The sequence below is a fragment of the Archangium gephyra genome (assembly GCF_042230915.1).
In the GTDB taxonomy this organism is placed as follows: Bacteria; Myxococcota; Myxococcia; order Myxococcales; family Myxococcaceae; genus Archangium; species Archangium gephyra_B.
Map to the genome: position 1 here is coordinate 9917068 of NZ_CP102578.1, position 19843 is coordinate 9936910.

11 protein-coding genes (1 of these 11 cut by a window edge) are annotated in these 19843 nt (G+C 71.1%); 4 read left to right on the forward strand and 7 right to left on the reverse strand.

The window, feature by feature from the left end:
- From NR798_RS39010 to NR798_RS39025, 4 genes are all read right to left on the reverse strand, one after another.
- Positions 1–9215, reverse strand: partial view of a non-ribosomal peptide synthase/polyketide synthase gene (locus NR798_RS39010; RefSeq protein WP_375767649.1) — the 5' portion only. It extends 7087 nt beyond the left edge of the window; the window shows 9215 of its 16302 coding nt (coding positions 1–9215); the start codon lies at positions 9213–9215; its stop codon lies off the left edge, out of view.
- 203 nt (positions 9216–9418) lie between these two features.
- On the reverse strand, positions 9419–10183 hold the full coding sequence (locus NR798_RS39015; RefSeq protein ID WP_375767650.1) for a glycosyltransferase: 765 nt from the start codon (positions 10181–10183) through the stop codon (positions 9419–9421).
- A 58-nt stretch (positions 10184–10241) separates the two neighbouring features.
- Positions 10242–12035 carry a DUF6798 domain-containing protein gene (locus NR798_RS39020; protein WP_375767651.1) on the reverse strand — a complete coding sequence of 598 codons (1794 nt, stop codon included), beginning with the start codon at positions 12033–12035 and terminating at the stop codon, positions 10242–10244.
- 42 nt (positions 12036–12077) lie between these two features.
- Entirely contained in the window at positions 12078–13721 is a 1644-nt protein-coding gene (locus NR798_RS39025) for a cyclic peptide export ABC transporter (protein ID WP_375767652.1), read from the reverse strand.
- Positions 13722–13907: 186 nt separating this feature from the next.
- Here NR798_RS39025 and NR798_RS39030 point away from each other — a divergent pair, with 186 nt between their 5' ends.
- The 3 genes from NR798_RS39030 to NR798_RS39040 are packed head-to-tail and all read left to right on the forward strand — an operon-like array spanning position 13908 to position 15915.
- Positions 13908–14378 (forward strand): hypothetical protein, encoded by a 471-nt coding sequence (locus tag NR798_RS39030; protein WP_375767653.1) that lies wholly within the window; start codon positions 13908–13910, stop codon positions 14376–14378.
- Positions 14375–15403 carry a M28 family peptidase gene (locus tag NR798_RS39035; RefSeq protein ID WP_375767654.1) on the forward strand — a complete coding sequence of 343 codons (1029 nt, stop codon included), beginning with the start codon at positions 14375–14377 and terminating at the stop codon, positions 15401–15403. Before NR798_RS39030 ends, NR798_RS39035 begins: the two co-directional genes overlap by 4 nt.
- Positions 15400–15915, forward strand: a complete 516-nt coding sequence (locus NR798_RS39040) for a hypothetical protein (protein WP_375767655.1) — start codon at positions 15400–15402, stop codon at positions 15913–15915. The genes NR798_RS39035 and NR798_RS39040 overlap by 4 nt, the downstream gene beginning before the upstream one ends.
- Before the next feature lie 18 nt (positions 15916–15933).
- On the opposite strand, the gene NR798_RS39045 is transcribed toward NR798_RS39040, so the two are convergent.
- From NR798_RS39045 to NR798_RS39055, 3 genes are read right to left on the reverse strand one after another with little or no spacing between them, the layout of a single operon-like run.
- The gene (locus NR798_RS39045) at positions 15934–16725 is read right to left on the reverse strand and encodes an ABC transporter permease (RefSeq protein WP_375767656.1); all 792 of its coding nucleotides are present in this window, start codon (positions 16723–16725) and stop codon (positions 15934–15936) included.
- 5 nt (positions 16726–16730) lie between these two features.
- Positions 16731–17534, reverse strand: coding sequence for an ABC transporter permease (locus NR798_RS39050; protein WP_375767657.1), 804 nt, complete (start codon positions 17532–17534; stop codon positions 16731–16733).
- Positions 17531–18526 carry an ATP-binding cassette domain-containing protein gene (locus tag NR798_RS39055; protein ID WP_375767658.1) on the reverse strand — a complete coding sequence of 332 codons (996 nt, stop codon included), beginning with the start codon at positions 18524–18526 and terminating at the stop codon, positions 17531–17533. Before NR798_RS39055 ends, NR798_RS39050 begins: the two co-directional genes overlap by 4 nt.
- 62 nt (positions 18527–18588) lie before the next feature.
- Here NR798_RS39055 and NR798_RS39060 point away from each other — a divergent pair, with 62 nt between their 5' ends.
- Positions 18589–19818, forward strand: a complete 1230-nt coding sequence (locus tag NR798_RS39060) for a small ribosomal subunit Rsm22 family protein (protein ID WP_375767659.1) — start codon at positions 18589–18591, stop codon at positions 19816–19818.
- Positions 19819–19843: the final 25 nt, after the last annotated feature.

Sequence of the window (19843 nt, forward strand, 5' to 3'; positions counted from 1 at the left end):
CCCGTCCACCGCGCCAGCGCCAGGGACAGTGCCCCGAGCAATACCTCGTCGATGCGCGCCCGCCACGCCGTGGGCACCTCCTGCAGCAGCGCCCGCGTCTCCTCCTCCTCCAGCATCACCGTCACGCGCCGTGCGGAGGCACGCACGTTGGGGCCCCCCGGCCCGTCCACCGGCAGCGCCGCCACCCGCCGCCCCGCCTGGGCCTCCCAGTACGCCGCCTCCCCCGCCAGCTCTGGCGAGCGCGCGAAGGCGAGCAGCCGCTCCGCCCAGTGCTTATAGGAGGCCGTCTTCGGCGGCAGCGCCACCTGCGTCCCCCCGGCGAGCTGCCGGTAGGCCACTTCCAGGTCATCCAGCAGCACCCGCCAGGACACGCCATCCACCACCAAGTGGTGGAGCACCAGCAGCAGCCAGCCCGTCCTGCCCTGCCCCCGCTCCAGGAGCGCGGCCTTCACCAGCGGCCCCGTGGAGAGGCTGAAGCCGCCGTGCAGCTCCGCTGCCACCTGCGCGAGCACCGCCGTATGCCGCTCCTCCGGCACGCCCGTCAGGTCCACCCGCCGCAGCACGGACACCGGCTCCGGTGCCGCGATGTGCTGCTCCCACCGTCCGTCCACGCGGATGAAGCGCGAGCGCAGCGCATCGTGGTGCGTCCACAGCGCCGCCAGCGCGCCCTCTAGCAGCGGCGCCTCCAGCGCCTGCCTCACCTCCAGCAAGACGGCCTGGTTGTAGTGGTGCGGCTGGGGCAGCTCCTGCGCGAAGAACCACCGCTGCACCGGCGTCAGCGGCACCTCCCCCACCACCGGCCCCTGCTCGCCAGCGGCCCGCGTGCCCGCCGCCACCTCCTCCGCCACCCCCGCCAGCTCCGCCAGCGTCTGGCACTCGAAGACCTGCCTGGCCGACAGCAGCAGCCCCGCCTGCCGCGCCCGGCTGATGACCTGCAGGCTGACGATGGAGTCTCCACCCAGCTCGAAGAAGTTGTCGTGGAGTCCCACCTGCTCCACGCCCAGCACCTGGGCCCAGACGGCCGCGAGCCGCCGCTCCTTGGACGTCCCGGGCTCGACGAAGCCGCCCCGGCGGGCCACCTGCGCGCCCTCCGGCGCCGGCAGGGCCTTGCGGTCCACCTTGCCGTTGGGCGTGAGCGGCAGGGCCTCCAGCTCCACGAAGAGCGAGGGCACCATGTACTCGGGCAGCTTGCGCTTGAGGAACTCGCGCAGCGCCTCCGGCTCCAGCGCCTGGTCCTCGTCCGCCACCACGTACGCCACCAGGCGCTTGTGGCCCGGCACGTCCTCGCGCGCCACCACCACCGCCTCGCGCACGCCCGGATGCTCGCCCAGCGCCGCCTCCACCTCGCCCAGCTCGATGCGGAAGCCGCGCACCTTCACCTGCTGGTCCGCGCGGCCCACGAACACCAACTCCCCATCCGCCCGCCACCGCGCCAGGTCTCCCGTGCGGTACATGCGCGCCCCGGGCTCCCCGCCGAACGGCACGGGCACGAAGCGCTCCGCCGTCAGGTCCGGGCGGCCCAGGTAGCCACGCCCCACGCCCACGCCCGCGAGGTACACCTCGCCGGGCACGCCCACCGGCACCGGCCGCAGCTCCCCGTCCAGGACGAACACCTGCACGCCCGGCAGCGGACGGCCGATGGTGAGCCGCTCCGGGTCCACCTGCGCACTCAGGGTGGCGCTGATGGTCGTCTCGGTGGGCCCGTACTCGTTGAGGAGGCGGCGTCCGGCGCTCCACCGCCGCGCCACCTCGGGCGCGCACACGTCGCCTCCGGTGATGAGCGTCTCCAGCGCGGGCAGCCCGTCCGAGTCCTGCTGCGCCAGCAGCGAGGCGGGCAGCGCCACCGTGGTGATGGCCTGCTCCCGGAGGAGTGCGGACAGGCCGGGCCCGGGCAGGAGCGCCTCGCGGCGTGCGAGGCACAGGCGGGCCCCGGACAGGAGCGCGGAGAACATCTCGCTCACGGACACGTCGAAGCTGGGCGAGGCCAGCTGCAGCACCCGGCTGTGGGGCCCCACGCCACGCGCCCGGGCCAACAGCAGGGCCATGGTGCTCAGACCCCGGTGGGTGAGCAGTGCGCCCTTGGGCCGGCCCGTCGAGCCGGAGGTGTAGATGACGTAGGCGAGGTTGCCAGGAGCCACGCCCGTCTCGGGAGGCGTCTCGGGCTGCACGTCCAGGGCCGGCGCGTCCGAGTCCAGGCAGACGAGCTGCTGGCCGAGCGCGGGCAGCTCATCGGCCAGGTGCTCCTGCGTCACCAGCACCGGCACCGCCGCGTCCCGCATCATCATCGACAGGCGCTCGGCGGGGTAGCCGGAGTCCAGCGGGAGCCAGGCCGCGCCCGCCTTGAGGATGCCGAGCAGGCCCACCACCAGCTCCGGCGAGCGCTCTACGCACAGGCCGACGACCCCGTCCGGCCCCACGCCCAGCGTCCGCAGGTGATGCGCGACCTGGTTGGCGCGCCGGTCGAGCTGCGCATACGTGAGCTGCCGCTCCTCGAAGGAGAGCGCCACGGCGTCCGGCGTGCGCGCCGCCTGGGCCGCGAACAGCTCATGGGCGCACAGGCCCGCGGGAGCCAGCTCCTCGCGAGGCCCGTTCCACTCCACCAGCACCTGCCGCCGCTCCTCGTCCGTGAGCAGGGGGAGCGCCGACAGCCGCAGCTCCGGTGCCGCCACCGCCCCCTCCAGCACCGTGCGCAGGTGCCCTTGCAGGCGCGCCACGGTCCCCGCGTCGAACAGGTCCGTGCTGTACTCGCACACGCAGCTCAGCCCGTCGGCGGAGTCGGTGAACACCACCGTCAGGTCGAACTTCGCCGCGCCCGAGTCCCCGCCCTCGCTGCGCAGGGTCAGCCCGGGCAGCTCCAGCGCCACGTCCCGCGCGTTCTGCAGGATGAGCTTCACCTGGAAGAGCGGCGAGTGGGCGAGGCTGCGCTCCGGGTTGACGGCCTTCACCAGCTCCTCGAAGGGCAGGTCCTGGTGGGCGTAGGCGCCGAGCGCCGTCTCACGCACCTGGCCGAGCAACTCGCGGAAGGAGAGCGCGCCGGAGGGCCGCCCGCGCAGCACCAGCTGGTTGACGAAGAAGCCGATGAGGCCCTCCGTCTCCGCGTGGTGGCGGTTGGCGATGTCCGTGCCCACCAGCACGTCCGTCTGTCCCGTGTAGCGGAACAGCAGCGCCTGGAAGGCGGCCATCAGCACCATGAAGGGGGTGCAGCCCTCGCGCTCGGCCAGCTGCCGGATCTCCCCGGCCAGCTGGGAGGAGAATTGCGTGCTCAGCAACGCGCCCTGGAAGGTCTGCACCGCCGGGCGAGGCCTGTCCGAGGGCAGCTCCAGCACCGCCGGAGCCCCCGCGAGCTGCTGCTTCCACCAGGCCAGCTGCGTCTCCATCACCTCGCCGCGCAACCAGCGCCGCTGCCACACGGCGTGGTCCGCGTACTGCACGGGCAGCTCCGGCAGCGGAGAGGGCTGGCCGGCGAGGAAGGCCGCATAGAGCGCGCCCACTTCGCGGATGAGCAGGCCCATGGACCAGCCGTCGGACACGATGTGGTGCAGCGTCAGCAGCACCACGTGCACCGAGTCGTCCAGCCGCAGCAGCGTGCAGCGCAGCAACGGGCCACGGCCCAGCTCGAAGGGCCGCGTCGCCTCCGCGAGCGCCAACCGGCGCACCTCGTCTTCGCGGGCCCCGGCGGGCACCTCGCGGAGATCCACCCGGGCGAGCACCTGCTCCGGCACCGGAGCGACCACCTGCACGGGCCCCTCCGGGCTCGCGTGGAAGGTGCTGCGCAGCACCTCGTGACGGCGGATCACCTCGCGCAGGCTGCGCTCCAGCACGTCCGCGTCCAGGCGGCCCTCCATCCGCACCATCGCTGGCACGTTGTAGAAGGCGCTGCCCGGCTGGAGCTGATCCAGGAACCACAGCCGCTGCTGGGCGAAGGACAGGGGCAGCGGGGCGGTGCGAGGCTCGGGCAGTACCGGCGGCCTGCGCCACTCGGCACCGGCGCTGGCGAGCGCCTCCAGCCGCCGCGCGAGCGCCGCCACCGTGGGGGCCTCGAACAGCTCACGCAGCGGCACCTCCAGACGGAAGGCGGAGCGGATGCGCGAGATGGCGCGGGTGGCCAGCAGCGAGTGGCCGCCCAACGCGAAGAAGTCGTCATGGGCGCCTACCCGCTCCACGCCCAGCACCTGGGCCCAGAGTCCCGCCAGCACTTCCTCCGCCGGGGTGCGCGGGGCGACGAAGCTTCGGGCCTCCTCCTGGCCGCCAGCGGGCACCGGCAGCGCGGCGCGGTCCACCTTGCCGTTGGGCGTGAGCGGCAGCGCCTCCAGCACCACGAAGGCCGAGGGCACCATGTACGCCGGCAGCCGCTCCTCCAGGAAGGAGCGAAGCGCCCCGGGCAGCACCGAGACGCCTGCCTGCGGCACCGCGTACGCCACCAGCCGCCGGTCGCCCGAGGTGGACGGCCGCGCCAGCACCACCGCCTCGCGCACCGCCGGGTGGCGCGCCAGCGTGGCCTCCACTTCACCGGGCTCGATGCGGAAGCCGCGAATCTTGAGCTGGTCGTCGAAGCGGCCCAGGAACTCGAGCACGCCCTCGGCCCACCAGCGCACGCGATCGCCGGTGCGGTAGAGCCGTCCACCCGGCTCGCTCCCGAAGGGCGAGGGGACGAAGCGCTCGGCGGTCAGATCCGCCCGGCCGAGGTAGCCACGGCCCACGCTCGCGCCGCCGATGTACAGCTCACCGGGAACGCCCACGGGCACGGGCCGCATCCGCGCGTCGAGCACGTACACCTCGACGTTCGTGAGGGGGCGGCCCAGGGGCACGGACTCGAAGGTCCGGCCGCGCGTGAGGTGGCAGGTGAGCACGCCCACCGTGGTCTCGGTGGGGCCGTAGTGGTTGTGGATTTCACAGCCCGGCGCCAGCTCGCGCACGCGGGCGATGAGCGCGGGATCCGTGGACTCTCCACCCAGGATGAGACGCTGGCGCGGCAGCACGCGCGCGGCGGCGTCCGAGGCCAGCAGCGCCCCCAGGTGCGAGGGGACGATCTTCAGGCAGTCCACCGCGTGGCGCTCGAACCAGCCGGCGAGCGCGGAGGGATCCGAGGCGTGCTCGCGCGAGACGAGCAGCAAGGTGCCGCCCAGGCAGAGCGAGGGGAAGAGGGAGGTGTGGCCGAGGTCGGCGGCGAGCGTGGAGACAGAGGCGAAGCGGGCGCCCTCGGGCAGCTCCAGGCGCCGGATGACACTGCGCACGTAATTGACGAGCTGCCGGTGCTCGATGGCCACGCCCTTGGGCCGGCCGGTGGAGCCGGAGGTGAAGATGGCGTAGACGAGGTTCTCGGGAGAGGCGGCGCACGGAAGATTCCCGGCGTCCAGGCCCGCGAGGACCTCACGCTCCGCGTCGAGCCGGACGAGCGTGCCCGGGAACCCGGCGAAGCGGCCGGACAGCGGCGCCGCCGTGACGAGGACACGGGCGCCAGCGTCCTCGAGGATGGAGCGCAGGCGCTCATCCGGGAAGGTGTCATCCAGCGGCACGTAGGCGCCACCGGCCTTGAGGATGCCGAGCAGGCCCACCAGGGCATCCACGGAGCGCTCGAGACCCAGACCCACCCGCTGGTCCGGTCCCACGCCGAGGGCACGCAGGTGCCGCGCGAGCTGGTTGGCGCGTGCGTTCAGCTCCCGGTACGTGAGCGAGCCCTCGCCCGCCACCACGGCGACGGCATCCGGCGTGCGCGCGGCCCAGGTCTCGAAGATCGTGTGCAGGCACTCGGGGGCGCCGAGCGTCTCCTGCGTCCCGCGCCACTCCGCCAGCAGTTGCCGCCGCTCGGCCTCGGGCAGCAGCGGCAGCTCCGAGAGCCGCAGCTCCGGCCGGGCGAGCGCGCCCTCCAGCAACGTGCGCAGGTGCCCCGCGAGCCGCTCCACGGTGGCGGCGTCGAAGAGCTCCACGTTGTACTGCAGCGTTCCGGCGAAGCCCTCGGCGGTATCCGTCAGGCTGAGCGTCAGCTCGAACTTGGCCGTGCCGCTGTCCACCTCCTGCGGGCGCAAGGCCAGGCCGGGGAGCTTCAGCTCGGGCAGCGCGTCCTGCTGGAGGACGAGCATCACCTGGAAGAGCGGCGAGCGCCCCAGGTCGCGTCCCGGCTGGAGCATCTCCACCAGCCGCTCGAAGGGGACGTCCTGGTGGGCGTAGGCACCGAGGGCCTCCTCGCGGGCCCGGACGAGCAGCTCGCGGAAGGAGGGATCACCAGAGAGCCGGGCGCGCAGCACCAGGGTGTTGACGAAGAAGCCGACCAGCCCCTCGAGCTCGGCGCGGCCGCGGCCGGCGATGGGGGTGCCGACGCAGAAGTCCTCCTGCCCGGAGTACCGGGAGAGCACCACCTGGAAGGCGGCCAGCAGCACCATGAAGGGGGTGACGCCCTCGCGGTGGGCGAGCGTCTTGAGCGCGGCGGACAGCTCCGGAGACAGCCGCAGGGGCAGCGCGGCGCCACGGGTGTCCAACACGGCCGGCCGCACCCTGTCGGTGGGCAGCTCCAGCGCCTGGGGCACGCCGCGCAACTGCTCGCGCCACCAGGAGAGCTGCGCCTCCAGCACCTCGCCGCCCAGGGCCTCGCGCTGCCAGCCCGCGTAATCCGAGTACTGCACCGGCAGCGGCGCCAGCGGCGACGCCCGGCCGTCACGGAAGGCCGAGTAGAGCGCCGCCACCTCGCGGATGAGCACGCCCATGGACCAGCCGTCGGAGACGATGTGGTGCATCACCGTCACCAGCAGGTGGCGGTTCGCCTCCAGCCGCAGCAGCGTCACCCGGAGCAGCGGCCCCGAGGCCAACGCGAAGGGCCTGCGTGCCTCCTCCTGGACCCGGCGCAGCGCCTCCGCCTCGCGCCCGGCCTCGGGCAGCGTCTCCAGCTCCACCCGCGTCACGGAGAGCGCCAGCTCGGGCAGGATGTGCTGCGAGGGCGTGCCCTCGTGCTGCGGGAAGACGGTCCTCAGCGACTCGTGGCGCCGCACCACCTCGCGGAAGCAGCGCTCCAGCGCCTCGGTGTCCAGCACGCCCTCCAACCACACCGCCGCGGGGATGTTGTAGGCGGGGCTGCCCGGCTCGAGCTGGTCGAGGAACCACAAGCGCTGCTGCGCGAAGGACAGCGGGGGCGCGCCCTGCCACGTGCGGCGCTGGAGGGGTACCCCCACGGCCGCGCCTCCACGCTGCGCCCACAACCGGCGCGACAGCTCGGAGAGCGAGGGTCCCTGCAGCAGGGCCTCCATGGGCAGCAACAGGCCCAGGCTCTTCTCGATGTCGTGCGTCAGCTCCACGGCAGCCATCGAATCCAGGCCGAGGCGGGTGATGGGCTCGGCGGCGTCCACCTCCGCGGCGGGCACCCGCAGCCGGGCGGCGAGCCGGGTGCGCAGCCAGGACTCGAGCGCCTCGGGCGTGTCCAGCCGCTCCTCCGGCACGGGCGCGCTGGCCTCGGGCTCCGGCTCCACGGCGGCGTCCGTCTCCCGCCACGCCAGCACCGTGCGCAGGTCCCCCTCGAGGAAACCGGCCTTGCACGCGTGACGCTGAATCTTGCCGCTGGACGTCTTGGGAATGCTGCCGGGCTCGAGGAGCACCAGCGCATGGGGCTGCACCTCGTGCCCCTCGCTGAGCGCTTGGCGCATGGCCCCCAGCACCTGCGCGGGGTCCGCAGACTGACGCGGATCCAGCTCCTGCACCACGACGAGCCGCTCCTCGCCGCCCACCTCCACCGAGAAGGCCGCGCCGCACCCGGGCCGCATCGCCGGGTGGCACTGCTCCACCGTCAGCTCCACGTCCTGCGGATAGAGATTGCGGCCGCGCAGGATGATGAGGTCCTTGCGCCGGCCGGCGACGAACAGCTCGCCCTGGAGCATGAAGCCCAGGTCGCCCGTGCGCAGGAACGTCTCCGTCCCCCCATCGGCCAGCCGCGCCTGGAAGGAGCGCTCCGTCTCCTCGGGCCGCTGCCAGTACCCCAGCGCGACGCTGGGGCCGGACACCCAGATCTCCCCCACCTCGTTCTCGGCGCACCGGGTGCGCGTCTCCGGGTGGACGATGAGCACCTGCTGATCCGGCAGCGTCTTGCCACAGCCCACCACCACGCGCCCGCCCGTGCTCTCCGCGGGGAGTTGCTCCACGCGCGAGCGCTGCAGCGCCGCGTCCTCCACGGTGCGCAGCACCGGCTCCTGGCCCTGCTCACCGCCCGAGACGATGAGCGTGCCCTCCGCGAGCCCATAGCAGGGATAGAAATACTGGCGGCGGAAGCCGCGCGGGCCAAAGGCGGACACGAACCGATCCAACGTCTCGGTGCGGATGGGCTCGGCGCCACAGAAGGCCACTTCCCAGCTCGACAGATCCAACGCCTGGCGCTCCGCCTCCGGGATGCGCCGCGTGCACAGCTCGAAGGCGAAGTTGGGGCCGCCGCTGATGGTCGCCCGGTAGCGGGAGACGGCCTCCAGCCAGCGCTGGGGCCGCTTGAGGAACGTCATCGGCGACATCAGCACCACGGGGAAGCCCATGAAGAGCGGCTCCAGGATGCCGCCGATGAGCCCCATGTCATGGTACGGCGGCAGCCAGATGACGCCCACGCTCTGGCTGTGCGCACGGAAGGCGTGGGTGATGAGCTCCAGGTTGTGCAGCAGGTTGCGGTGGCTGAGCATCACGCCCTTGGGCGTGCCAGTGGAGCCCGAGGTGTACTGCAGGAAGGCCAGCGAGCCCGGGCCCACGTCCGGCTCACGCCAGTCCGCCTCCAGGCCCACGGTCAGCTCGTCGGTGGCCACCCACCGCAGCTCCTTCAGATCCGGCGCCTGCTCGAAGAGGAACTCGCCCATCCCCAGGATGAAGGAGGTGGTGAGCACCGCCGTCGCGCGCGCGTCGCGGATGATGGCCAGCAGGCGCGGCAGGGTGCGCTCCAGCCGCGAGGGATCCGGCGGATAGGCCGGCACGGCGACCAGTCCCGCGTGGAGGCAGCCGAAGAAACCCGCCACGTACTCCAACCCGGGAGGGTAGAGCAGCACCACGCGATCACCGGGGCTCAACCCCTGGAGCGCCGTGGCGATGCGCCGCGCCTTTTGCCTCAGCTCGTCATAGGAGAGCGCCCCCTCTTCGCCTCCCGCGTCATCCAGGAAGGTGTAGAGCCGCTGATCCCCCTTGGCTGAAGCTCGGCGCCCCAACAGCTCGAGCAGCGTGGACGCGGACGACGAGGCGGACAGGTCCCGAAGCGTTCCCATGGGAAATCCAGTCGACGAAGGCAAGGGGGGAGTTCGAGGCGAAGCCGCCCACTTAACATGTGCCTCGCTTTCACAGCAATGTCCCTCCCGCGGCCTGCACGGCCACCTCCTCCGCCCTGTCTTCACCCCATCGGCGAGGCAGACGAGCAGCCACACGCCGCGCGTGAGCGCAGCGGGGAGCGGGCAGGATCTCGGGCTTGGGGCTACTCGCGCCGCGCCTTGCGCTTGAGGGCCTGCAGCTTCACGAAGATCTTCAGCAGATCCAGCCCCATCTTCGGGACGTCCGAGTGCTTGAGCTTGGACTGGGCGATGTCCTGCCAGGTCTGCAGCGGCACCTCCACGAAGTCCTCGGGCGTCAGCCCGGACTGCTCGGCGGTGCCCACCAGCAGCCGCCCGATGAGCTCGACATCGAAGGCCCACCGGCTCGAGAAGGGCGAGGAGAGGACGGACCTCAGCAGCTCCGAGCGCCGGAAGACCTTGGCCCCACACTGGGTGTCATAGACCCGGAGCGAGAGGATGAGGGAGGCCCCCGTGGCGAACACCCGCCCCATGTAGTGCCGGCGCGCGCGGCGCTCGATGCGCGTCCCCAGCAGCGCGACGCGAGCGCCCATGACGACGGCCGCGTTCCGCTCCCGCAGGATGGTCAGCAGGCGGCACATCTCTCCAGGCGGGGTCGCCAGATCGGCGTCCAGGTAGCCGAGCTGCTGAGCCCCTGCCTCGTAGGCGGCCAGCATACCCGCGCGCACCGCCTCCGCCTTGCCGCCGTTCTTCGGCTGGGCCAGCACCTGGGCCTGGCCGTCGAGGCGCTCGCACAGCTGCTCCAGCACCGCCCGGGTGTCATCCGTGGAGCCGTCGTCCACGAGGAGCAGCCGCACGTCCGGGTACTGGCGGAACTCCTCGAAGCCCTCCAGCGAGAGTCTGCGCGCCTCGTTGTAGCAGGGAACGATCACCACGGATGTTGGCGTCACAGCGCGGCACTCCTCTTCCCAGGGGGGTCCATCATACGGGAAAGCGCTCCGTGGATCTTCAGGGCACCTGCTGGCTGGTGGGCGTGTTTCCCACGGAGGCGGGCTCGCCGGAGCCACCCGGCGGAGTGATGCGGTACACCTTGTACTCGTCATCCTCGTACTCGAGCGGCAGCTCCAGCGGCCGCGAGCCCGTGGCCTCGATGACGGCGTGCGTCGCGCCGAAGCGGGTGGCGAGCATGCGGAAGCGCGTGGCATCCGCCTGCCGGTAGCCCGCGAGGACCATGTCCGGCATCTGCATCACCCCTCGGAGCGCATTGCTGCCGGTCGGGCTCAGCTCGAAGGGCTTGCAGTCACAGAGCGCCTCGATGCGCTGCATCCACTGGGTCGTGAAGGCCATGCTGAACGACGCCTCACCGCCATCCTTGAGCGTCCCCACGATGGAGCGCCGGGCGCCATAACGGAAGCTGGTCAGCGGCTCCAACAGATACGGCGGAATGGCCACCACCGCGTCCTGGGGCAGGTGGTCGCGTGACCAGTCCATCAGCCGCGCGCCCTTGAGCTGGCTGAACTGGGGCTGCATCGCCGGGGGCGAGCGCAGCACCAGGCGCCGCACGACGGTGGTCACCCCGCTCAGCACGAGCACCAGCAGCGCCACGGTGGCCAACGACAGGCGCACCGGGCTCTCGCGCTTCTTCATGGGGGCGCGGAGCACCAGCACCAGCAGCCAGATGAAGAGCACGGGCAGCATCATCGTGAACGAGAACTGCGTGAGCACCACCGCGATCGCCAGCGACAGTCCCGCCCGCCGGGGCTCGCCCTGGACGGGCCAGGTCTCGAGGATCCACCGGGCGGTACAGGCCGCGGCCAGGAAGCTCAGGAAGCGGGTGCTCTGCAGCAGGTGCATGTGGAGCGCGGTGGGGAACTGGATCCACTCCGTCCCCAGGCTTCCCCCGAGGAAAAGGATGCCCACCGCCACCATGTAGTGCTCCACCGGCCGCGAGCGCTGGAAACGCAGCGCACCGGCCAGCAGCAGCAGCGGGGCCATGAGGAAGAACCAGGAGGGGAAGGGCCATTCACTCGGGTAGTGATGCAGGCCCACCGTCAGGCGGGTGACGGCGATCCACTCGGCGGGCGGCGGGAAGGGAACGCCGGCGGCGGCCCGGTGCACCAGCATGGAGACGAGCAGGGGCGAAGCGGCCGCCAGGCACACCAGGGGCCCCGTGAGCGCGGCCCGCCGGTGCTCCCGGTCGAGCAGGGCGGCGAACCACACCATGAAGGCCACCTGGACCGCGCTGGTCGGGTGGACGAGGAAGGCCAGGCCGATGAGCAGGAACGCGGTGTGGTAGCGCTGCCTGATGCCCTGGGCCAGCGCGAACAGCAGCGGCCCGAGCACGACGGTGCGGTTGAGCACCAGCGGATCCATCATGTGCACCGCTGCGGCGGTGGGCTTGGAGAGCAGGATCAGACAGGGCGCGAGCAAGGCGGCCCACGGTCCGGCCTCCTTCGGCAGCACGGCCCGCGCGATCGCCGCCGTCCCCGCCATCATCGCCCCCACCGAGAGCACGTGGATGAGCAGGTAGAGCGTCTCGACCGGGAGCACGCTGGCGAAGGGGGCCTGGAGCTTCCAGAAGAGCGAGGGGTGGTGCGCATAGGCATCCACCAGCGGATCTCCCTTCAGGAACGAGGGATCCAACTCCCGCAGGAGGTAGGGCAGGTGGATGGCATGATCGTAGACCCCGAACTGATAGCCGTTGATGACGAACCAGGCGGCGACCAGGAGGCTCAGCGCGCCGAACCAGATGGCCTGGCCGCGCAGCCCCATCACTTCCGAGAGACCTGCTTCCGTTTTCATGGATTGAACTCCGCGCGACGAAAAGGAGATGCCGGGCGCTTCCTAGGAAGCCCGCTGGTGCATGGCGGGCTCGCCAGGCGCGGACGACAACCTGCCGGAGTCGAGCCGCAGCAGGCGATCGGCCACGTGGAAGTACCGGTCGTCGTGGGAGATGACCACCACCGACTTGCCCCGGCGCTTCAGCTCGGGAAGCAGCTCCATGTAGAACACCTCCTTGAAGGAGGGATCCTGATCCGCCGCCCACTCATCGAAGAGATAGATGGGCCGGTCCTCGAGGTAGGCCGTGAGCAGCGCCAGGCGCTTGCGCTGCCCCTGGGACAGCTCCGTGGTGGACAGCACACCGCCCTCCACGCGGACCTTCCGCTCCAGCTGGAGCCGCGCGAGGTAGCCCTCCACCTGCGGAGCGAGCTGCTCGGAGCACAGGCCCAGCAGGCGCTCGAAGAGGTGGAAGTCCGAGAACACCGCCGAGAAGAGCTGCCGGTAGAGCTCCTGCGTACCGGCGGTGATGGGCTCCCCATCCAGCAGCACCTGCCCGGACTCTGGCTGGTAGAGCCCGGTGAGCAGCTTGGCCAGGGTCGTCTTTCCACTGCCGTTGCCGCCCACCAGGAAGAGCAGCTCGCCTGGCTGGAGGCTCAGGTCGATGGGCCCCAGGGTGAAGCACCCGTCCTCCTGCTCGCGCCGGTAGGTATGGGTGACCCCCCGCAGCTCCACCCGCGAGAAGGAGGTTCGCGGCGCGAGCGGGAGCGCGCCCGTCTCGGCGGCCGCCTTCAGTGACACCCCCAGCGCCTGGACCTGCTTCAGCGAGTGCTCGCCGCGGATCAGCATGGGAACGGTCTCCACGACGGCCTGGAGCGGCTGCTGCAGGTAGAGCGTGGCGACGCAGTAGCCCATCAACACCTCGGGCTCCACCAGCCCCTGGCCGGGGAGGACGAAGAGGAGCACCCCGATGAAGGAGAAGAAGAGGAGCATGGTCCAGCTGGCGCTGGCGGCGAAGAGGTTGCCCATGCGCAGCTGGTGGTCGCGCACCAGGCGCGAGGTGGACTCCACCTCTTCCTGGAGGAAGGCCTGGCGCCGCTCGAGGTGCAGCTTGAGCTCCTTGATGCCCTCCGTCAGGCTGCGCAGCTGCTTGAACAGCGTGTCCTGGAGCTCGCGGATGCTCTGGATGTTCTTCAGGGCGACCACGCTGAGCAGCCGGAACGCCAGGGTCCCCACCCCGATGAAGAGCAGCAGCCCGAGCAGCAGGGGCCACGACAGCCGGCCCAGGTAGGCCAGGCAGCCCAGCACCATGGCGACTTGAACGAAGAACCGGGGGAGCAACCCCAGCGCCGTGGTGATGACGAAGAGGTCCTCCGTCAGCGTCACCAGCACGCGGGGAATGCCATGCTCCTCCAGGCGGCGCAGCGGCACGGCGACGATCTGCCGGCACAGCTGCACCCGCATCTCGAACAGCACCTCGCCGCTGAGCCGGTTGATCAGCACCTGGGTGACGTACCGCATCCCCAGCATCAGCACCCCGAGCACGATGAAGCCCAGGACGGTGGAGGCGCCGGCCTGGAACCGGGAGGCCAGCGCATGGTTGACGAGCGCCACCATGCCCGCGCTGAAGGCGCCTGTGAGCAGTCCACACAACGTCGCCAGGGCGGTGAGCCCCGTGGAGGCCCGCAGCAGCAGCAAGATGAGCTTCATGGCCTCCTGGATACCACGGACTATTCCGAATTGTTCAGACCCGGACTAGACTGCCCGGGCGGACGCCCCCTCGCCCGCGCCCGTCCCTTCATGCGCCTCCATTTCCTCCGCGACCTCCTGCCGGCCGCGATGCTGCTGGCAACGCCAGCCCTCGCTCAATCGGCGAACCACCAGCTTTCACTCGGGGTGGGTTCCCTCAGCTACAACTCCTTCCGGCGGCCCTCCGCGGGCTTCACCGTCCTCGAGGTGGCCTATCACCGGCCCGTGGGACAGGAGACGCCCTGGCGCTCGCTGCGCATCGGCGGAGGCTTGCGCACGGGCCTGCCCGCCGCCGCGAGCAACCTCCCGCTGGAGGGCTTCATCCAGGTGCAGCTCACCGCGAAGGTGGGCCCCTGGGAAGTGGCCGCGGGCCCCGAGCTCGGGCTGAGTGGCTTCGGCAAGCTCGCCCACATCCCGCTGCCGGCGGACGAGCTGTTCGAGCTGGAGGATGAGCGGCTCGGCCCCGCCTACGCGGCGTTCCACGCGGCGCCCCTGCGCTTCCACTTCAACCAGTTCTCCGTGAGCGCGTTGGAGCTGTCCGTCGGTACCTCCCTGGCCTCGCCCGGCACGGCCCTCCGGCTCCACGTCGGCCTGCTGCGGCTCGGAGTGTCGCTATGAGCCTCCACAAGTCTCCGGCGCTGCTGCTGTGTCTGGCGCTGCTCGGCACCACCTCCTGCTCCGAGAAGCCCCTGCTGGAAGGCGCCCGGATGGATCGCCTGGGGGAGCTCGCCGGGCAGGTGGAGCAGGAGCGGTTGATGGGCCTCGTCCGGGAGCTGGTCACCGCGCACCAGGAGGACACTCCCGTCTTCTGCTCGGAGTTCCAGGACGTCCAGGACGAGGTGGTGCGTGACACGTTCTGCCACCTCACGCGGGACCGGTCCGGGGCGCTGATGCAGTCGCGGCTGGAGTCGCTCGGCCTGCGGGTGCAGCGGCACGATGCCTCCAACGGCGGCCCCTTCACCACCTCCAACATCATCGCCGAGCTTCCCGGCACCACGCGCCCCTGGGAGGTCGTCCTGGTGGGTGCCCACTTCGACGCCTTCTATGGCGGGGCGGATGACAACAGCACGGGGGTGGCCGCGGTGCTGGAGCTGGCGCGCGTCCTCTCGCAGTACCGCTTCGAGCGCACCATCCGCTTCGTGGGGTTCGATCTCGAGGAGCTGGGGCTGGTCGGCAGCGGCCGGTACGTGGAGGAGGCGCTGGGGCCGGACCAGATCGTGGCCTCGGTCGTCTTCGACTGCATCGGCTACTACAGCCCGGTGCCGGGCAGCCAGCGGTCGATCCCCGGCCTGCCTTCGCCGTCCTCCGGGGACTTCCTCGCGGTCATCGGCAACGACGTCTCCACCCGCCGGGCCTCCGAGCTCTACGCGCTCAACGAGGCCCTGCAGCTCACGAACGTCGTCCCCATCCTCGCGCCCGCCGACGGGGCCTCACCGGTGGGCGGCAACCTGATGCGCAGCGACCACACGCCCTTCTGGCTCACTGGCCGCGACGCGCTCTTCCTCACCGACACCGCCAACTTCCGCAACCCCAACTACCACCAGAAGACGGACACCGTGGACACGCTGGATCCCGTCTCCTTCCGGCGCACCGTGCAGGTCTCCGCCGCCGCGCTCGCCTTCTGGGCGGGAGGTCCGCAATGAAGGTGTCTGGCCCTTGCCTGAGTCTCCTCCTGCCGCTGCTCGCCACCCCGGCGGCCGCGGCGGAGCCCCAGCTCACCGTCTACAGCCGCGCCGGCGCCATGCTGTACCTCTCCGACGCCCAGACGGCCGGGGGCATCGGCGGAGGCGTGGGGCTGCGCGCCACCTTCGAGGAGCGCTTCATCCTCCAGGCGGACGTGAGCTACCTGATGGGCATCAAGAACGTGGCCGGGCTGCGGCTCGGCGCGGGCCTCCAGCGGCGGGGCACGTACACGCCCGCGGTGCTCCTCACGCTCTCCACGCTGATGGGAGACCGGCTGCTCTTCCTCACCCCCCAGCACCCCACCCCTCCGGGCCCGGCACCGGTGCTCGGGGTGAGCATCGCGCCGCTGCGCTTCAGCCACGAGGGCACGCAGGTGTCGCTGCTGGAGCTGGGCGTGGGCGTGGGGAGTGATCTGCCCGGGACGGGCATGTCCTGGCAGCTCGGCCTGGTCGAGGCGGGCGTCTCCTTCTGACGCTTCCTGACGCGCCGCTCAGCTGCTCGCGGAGGTGTAGTGGCCGATGGAGTGCAGCCACACCCTCCGCGACAGGAAGGCGAAGAGGAGCGAGCCCACCACCGCCCAGAGCAGGGACATCCACGGCAGCCGTCCCAGCATGGCCTGCGCGGGGAAGGTGGTCATCACCGCCAGCGGAATGACGAAGGTGAAGACGAAGGCCCACGCGCCCCGGAACACCGACGCGGGCCAGCGGGCCGCATCGAAGATGGACGTGAAGAAGTACGTGAGGTTGTCCACCTTCACCACGTAGAAGGCCGCGCTCACCGTGAGGATCCACAGCGAGTAGAGCAGCAGCACGCTGGTGGCCAGCAGCACCAGGGAGGCCAGCACGCCCACGGGTGAGGGGGTACGGCCCATCTGCTGGAAGCCGTAGACGAACAGGCCGAGGCCCGCCAGCACGTTGATGGAGCGCCACGGCAGGAAGCGCGCGGTGGACACGAGGAACTGCGCGTCCGCGGGCTTGAGGAGCACGAAGTCCATCGTCCCCTTGCGGATGTGCTCCACCACGCCGGTGAGGCTGGGGTTGATGGCGCCCTCCAGAATCCCCTGCAGCAGGGTGAACCAGCCGATGACGAGCAGGGCCTCGGGGAAGGTCCACCCGGCCACGCTCTCGCGCTGGCGGAAGACGACGAACAGGGGCATCAGCGCGGTGGCCGTCCAGAAGATGGAGATGATGCCCTCGATGACGAAGTCCCCGCGGTACTGCATCGCGAGCAGGCTGGAGGCCCGGAGCTGCACTCCGAGCAGTCTCAAGTAGCGGCGCAGCATTGCCCTCACCCTCCAAACGCGGCGAAGCGCTTGAGGCCCCGCTTCCAGAGTCCCAGGCTGAAGAGCAGCATCAGCCCCACCCAGAGCCACTGGCGCGCCAGCAACCCCAGCGCCACGTCGAACGAGTGCTGGTTCGTCATCAACTCCGTCGGCAGACCAATCTGGTAGCGGAAGGGCAGCCAGTCGAGCAGCGGCCGCACGCTGGCCGGGAAGAACTTGATGGGGATGAGGTAGCCCGAGAGCACGAAGAAGAGCGCCAGCCACACGTCCATCAGCTTGGTGCTGCTCTCCATGTAGAGGCTCATCGTGCCGATGGCGACGTTGATGAGGAAGGTGATGAGCCAGGCGCCGAAGAGCGACACGAGGACGAAGGCCCAGCCCCACGGCGTCTGGGGCACCGACTGCCAGCCCAGCGTGTACACGGAGAAGGTGGCCACCGGCACCACCACGAACAGCCGCATGGGCATGGCGCCGAGGTTCTCCGCCGCGTAGCTCCACAGCGGGGAGATGGGACGCAGCAGGCGCATGGCCAGCGTGCCCTGGCGCACCTCGTAGTTGATCATCCACGCGGCCCAGGCGCCCGTCAGCTGCCGCACCACGAAGACGGACATGAAGTAGCGGACGATGTCCTGGGGGCCGGAGCCCTCCACGGGGGCCTCGCGGGACACGGCCGTCCACAGCGCCATGGAGATGAAGGGCATGGTGGTGGACAGCACCCAGACGAACATCTCCGCCCGGTAGGCCACCGCCTCGGAGAGGCCCACCCGCAGCAGCGTGGGCAGGGCCCGCAGTGTGCTCCCCACGCTCATGTGCCCACCGTCCCCCGGCGGGCCTTGCTCTCGGCGAACAGCTCGCTCATGACCTCTTCCAGCGGCGCGTTCTCCACCGTCAGGTCCTGCACCGGCAGGCTGGAGAGCGCCCGGCTGACGGTGGCGTTGACGGCCTCCTGCGGCACCTGCAGCACCGCCGTGGCGTTGTCGTGCGTCACCACCTTGCCCAGGGACGCCAGGCTGTCCGCGGCCACCGCCTGGTTGAGGCGCAGCACCACGCGCTTCTCGGGGCGCACCCGCTGCACCAGCGCGTCCAGGCCGCCGTCGTACGACAGCTGGCCCTTGTCGATGACGATGACGCGCGGGCACAGCGCCGCCACGTCATCCATGTAGTGGCTGGTGAGGATGAGCGTGGCCCCGTTGCGCTCGTTGTAGGACTTGATGAAGGTCCGCATGGTGGCCTGCATGGACACGTCCAGGCCGATGGTAGGCTCGTCCAGGAAGAGCACCTTGGGCCGGTGGATGAGGGCCGCGGCCAGCTCGCACTTCATGCGCTCGCCCAGCGACAGCTGCCGGGCGGGCTTGCTGATGAGCTCCTCCAGCTCCAACAACGTCACCAGCTCGTCCAGCGTCTGCTTGTATTGGGCGCGGGGGACGTCGTAGATGGCGCGATTGAGCTCGAACGTCTCGGCGGGCGGCAGGTCCCAAAGGAGCTGCTGCTTCTGCCCCATCACCAGCATGATCTTCTTGAGGAACGCATCCTCGCGGTGGCGGGGAACATGACCATCCACCCGCACCTCGCCGCTGGAGGGGTGGAGCAGCCCGGAGAGCACCTTGAGGGTGGTGGTCTTCCCGGCGCCGTTGGGACCGAGGAAGCCCACGCGCTCGCCGGGCTTTATCTCGAAGGAGATGCCATCCACGGCCTTCACGGAGGTGTAGGTGCGGTGGATGACGGAGCGGAGGGCGGCCTTGAGGCCGGGCGGGCGCTTGTGGACCTGGTAGTGCTTGCGCAGGTCTCGGACGGAAATCATTGGGACTGGGTTTAACGCGGTTGCCCGAAAGAGGCGACCCCCTCGTTGGAAGGCAGGGTTGGATGAGTGGCGCTTACGGCAAGGACCTGGAGCGGTGGATACCGCGGCTCATCGCCGTCTGGCGCGAGGCCCGGAAGCGAGGGGACGGGCCCGAGACGCGCCTGACGCCCCAGGAGGTGAGGGAGGTGGGAGCGGGGGTGAAGCAGCTCTCGCTGGGGCTGACGCGCGACCGGAAGCTGGCCGGGGCCCGGTACATGGACGACCCGAAGCTGCTGGGCGCCTACCTGCTCTTCTACTGGCCCGTCTCGTACGCCCAGGCCCGCGAGGCGCTCGGGGAGCTGCCCAACCGGCCCCGGACGGTGCTGGACCTGGGGAGTGGACCGGGCCCCATGGCCTTCGCCGCGCTGGACGCGGGGGCGGCGGAGGTGACGGCGGCGGACCGGAGCAAGCCAGCGCTGACGCTCGCCCGGGCCCTCGCCGCGGAGGCAGGCGAGGCCCTGGCCACCCGGGAGTGGGACCCGACGCGCAAGGCGGCCCCGCCGGAGGGCAAGTACGACCTGATTACGATGGGCCACGTGCTCAACGAGCTGTACGGCTCGGGGGACGAGGCGGTGAAGCCGCGGGCGGCGCTGCTGGAGCAGGCGCTGGCGCTGGTGAAGCCGGGCGGGAGCCTGCTGGTGCTGGAGCCGGCGCTGCGCGAGACGTCGCGGCTGCTGCTGAAGGTGCGCGACGAGATGGTGGAGAAGGGCTACGCCATCCGCGCGCCGTGCATGTACCGGGGGGCGTGCCCGGCGCTGGTGAAGGAGAGCGACTGGTGCCACGCCGAGCGCGACTGGCCGATGCCCAAGGTGGTGGAGGAGATCGCCCGGGCGGCGGGGCTGCACAAGGAGTCGCTGAAGATGAGCTACCTGATGCTGGCGCCCAAGGGCGAGGGCTGGCCGGAGCCGAGGCCGGAGCGGCTGTTCCGGATCGTCTCCGAGTCGCTCGAGGGCAAGGGGCGGCAGCGCTTCATCGGCTGCGGGCCCGAGGGCCGCATGGGGCTGGCGATGCAGGAGAAGCACCGCACGGAGAAGAACGAGCGCTTCTTCAAGCTGCACCGGGGAGACGTCATCTCGGTGACGAACACGGAGGCGAAGGGGGACGGGCTGGCGTTGGACGACACCTCGGAGGTGAAGGTGGTGGCCTACGCGGGCAAGGGAGTGCCGCCGCCGGCGCCCCCCTCGTCTACACCCCCTTCCCCTGCGCCCCCCTCCCCTCTCCCCTCGGGAGAGGGAAAGGGTGAGGGTAGCTGAACCCCGGGTTCCCCCTGGAAGAGGG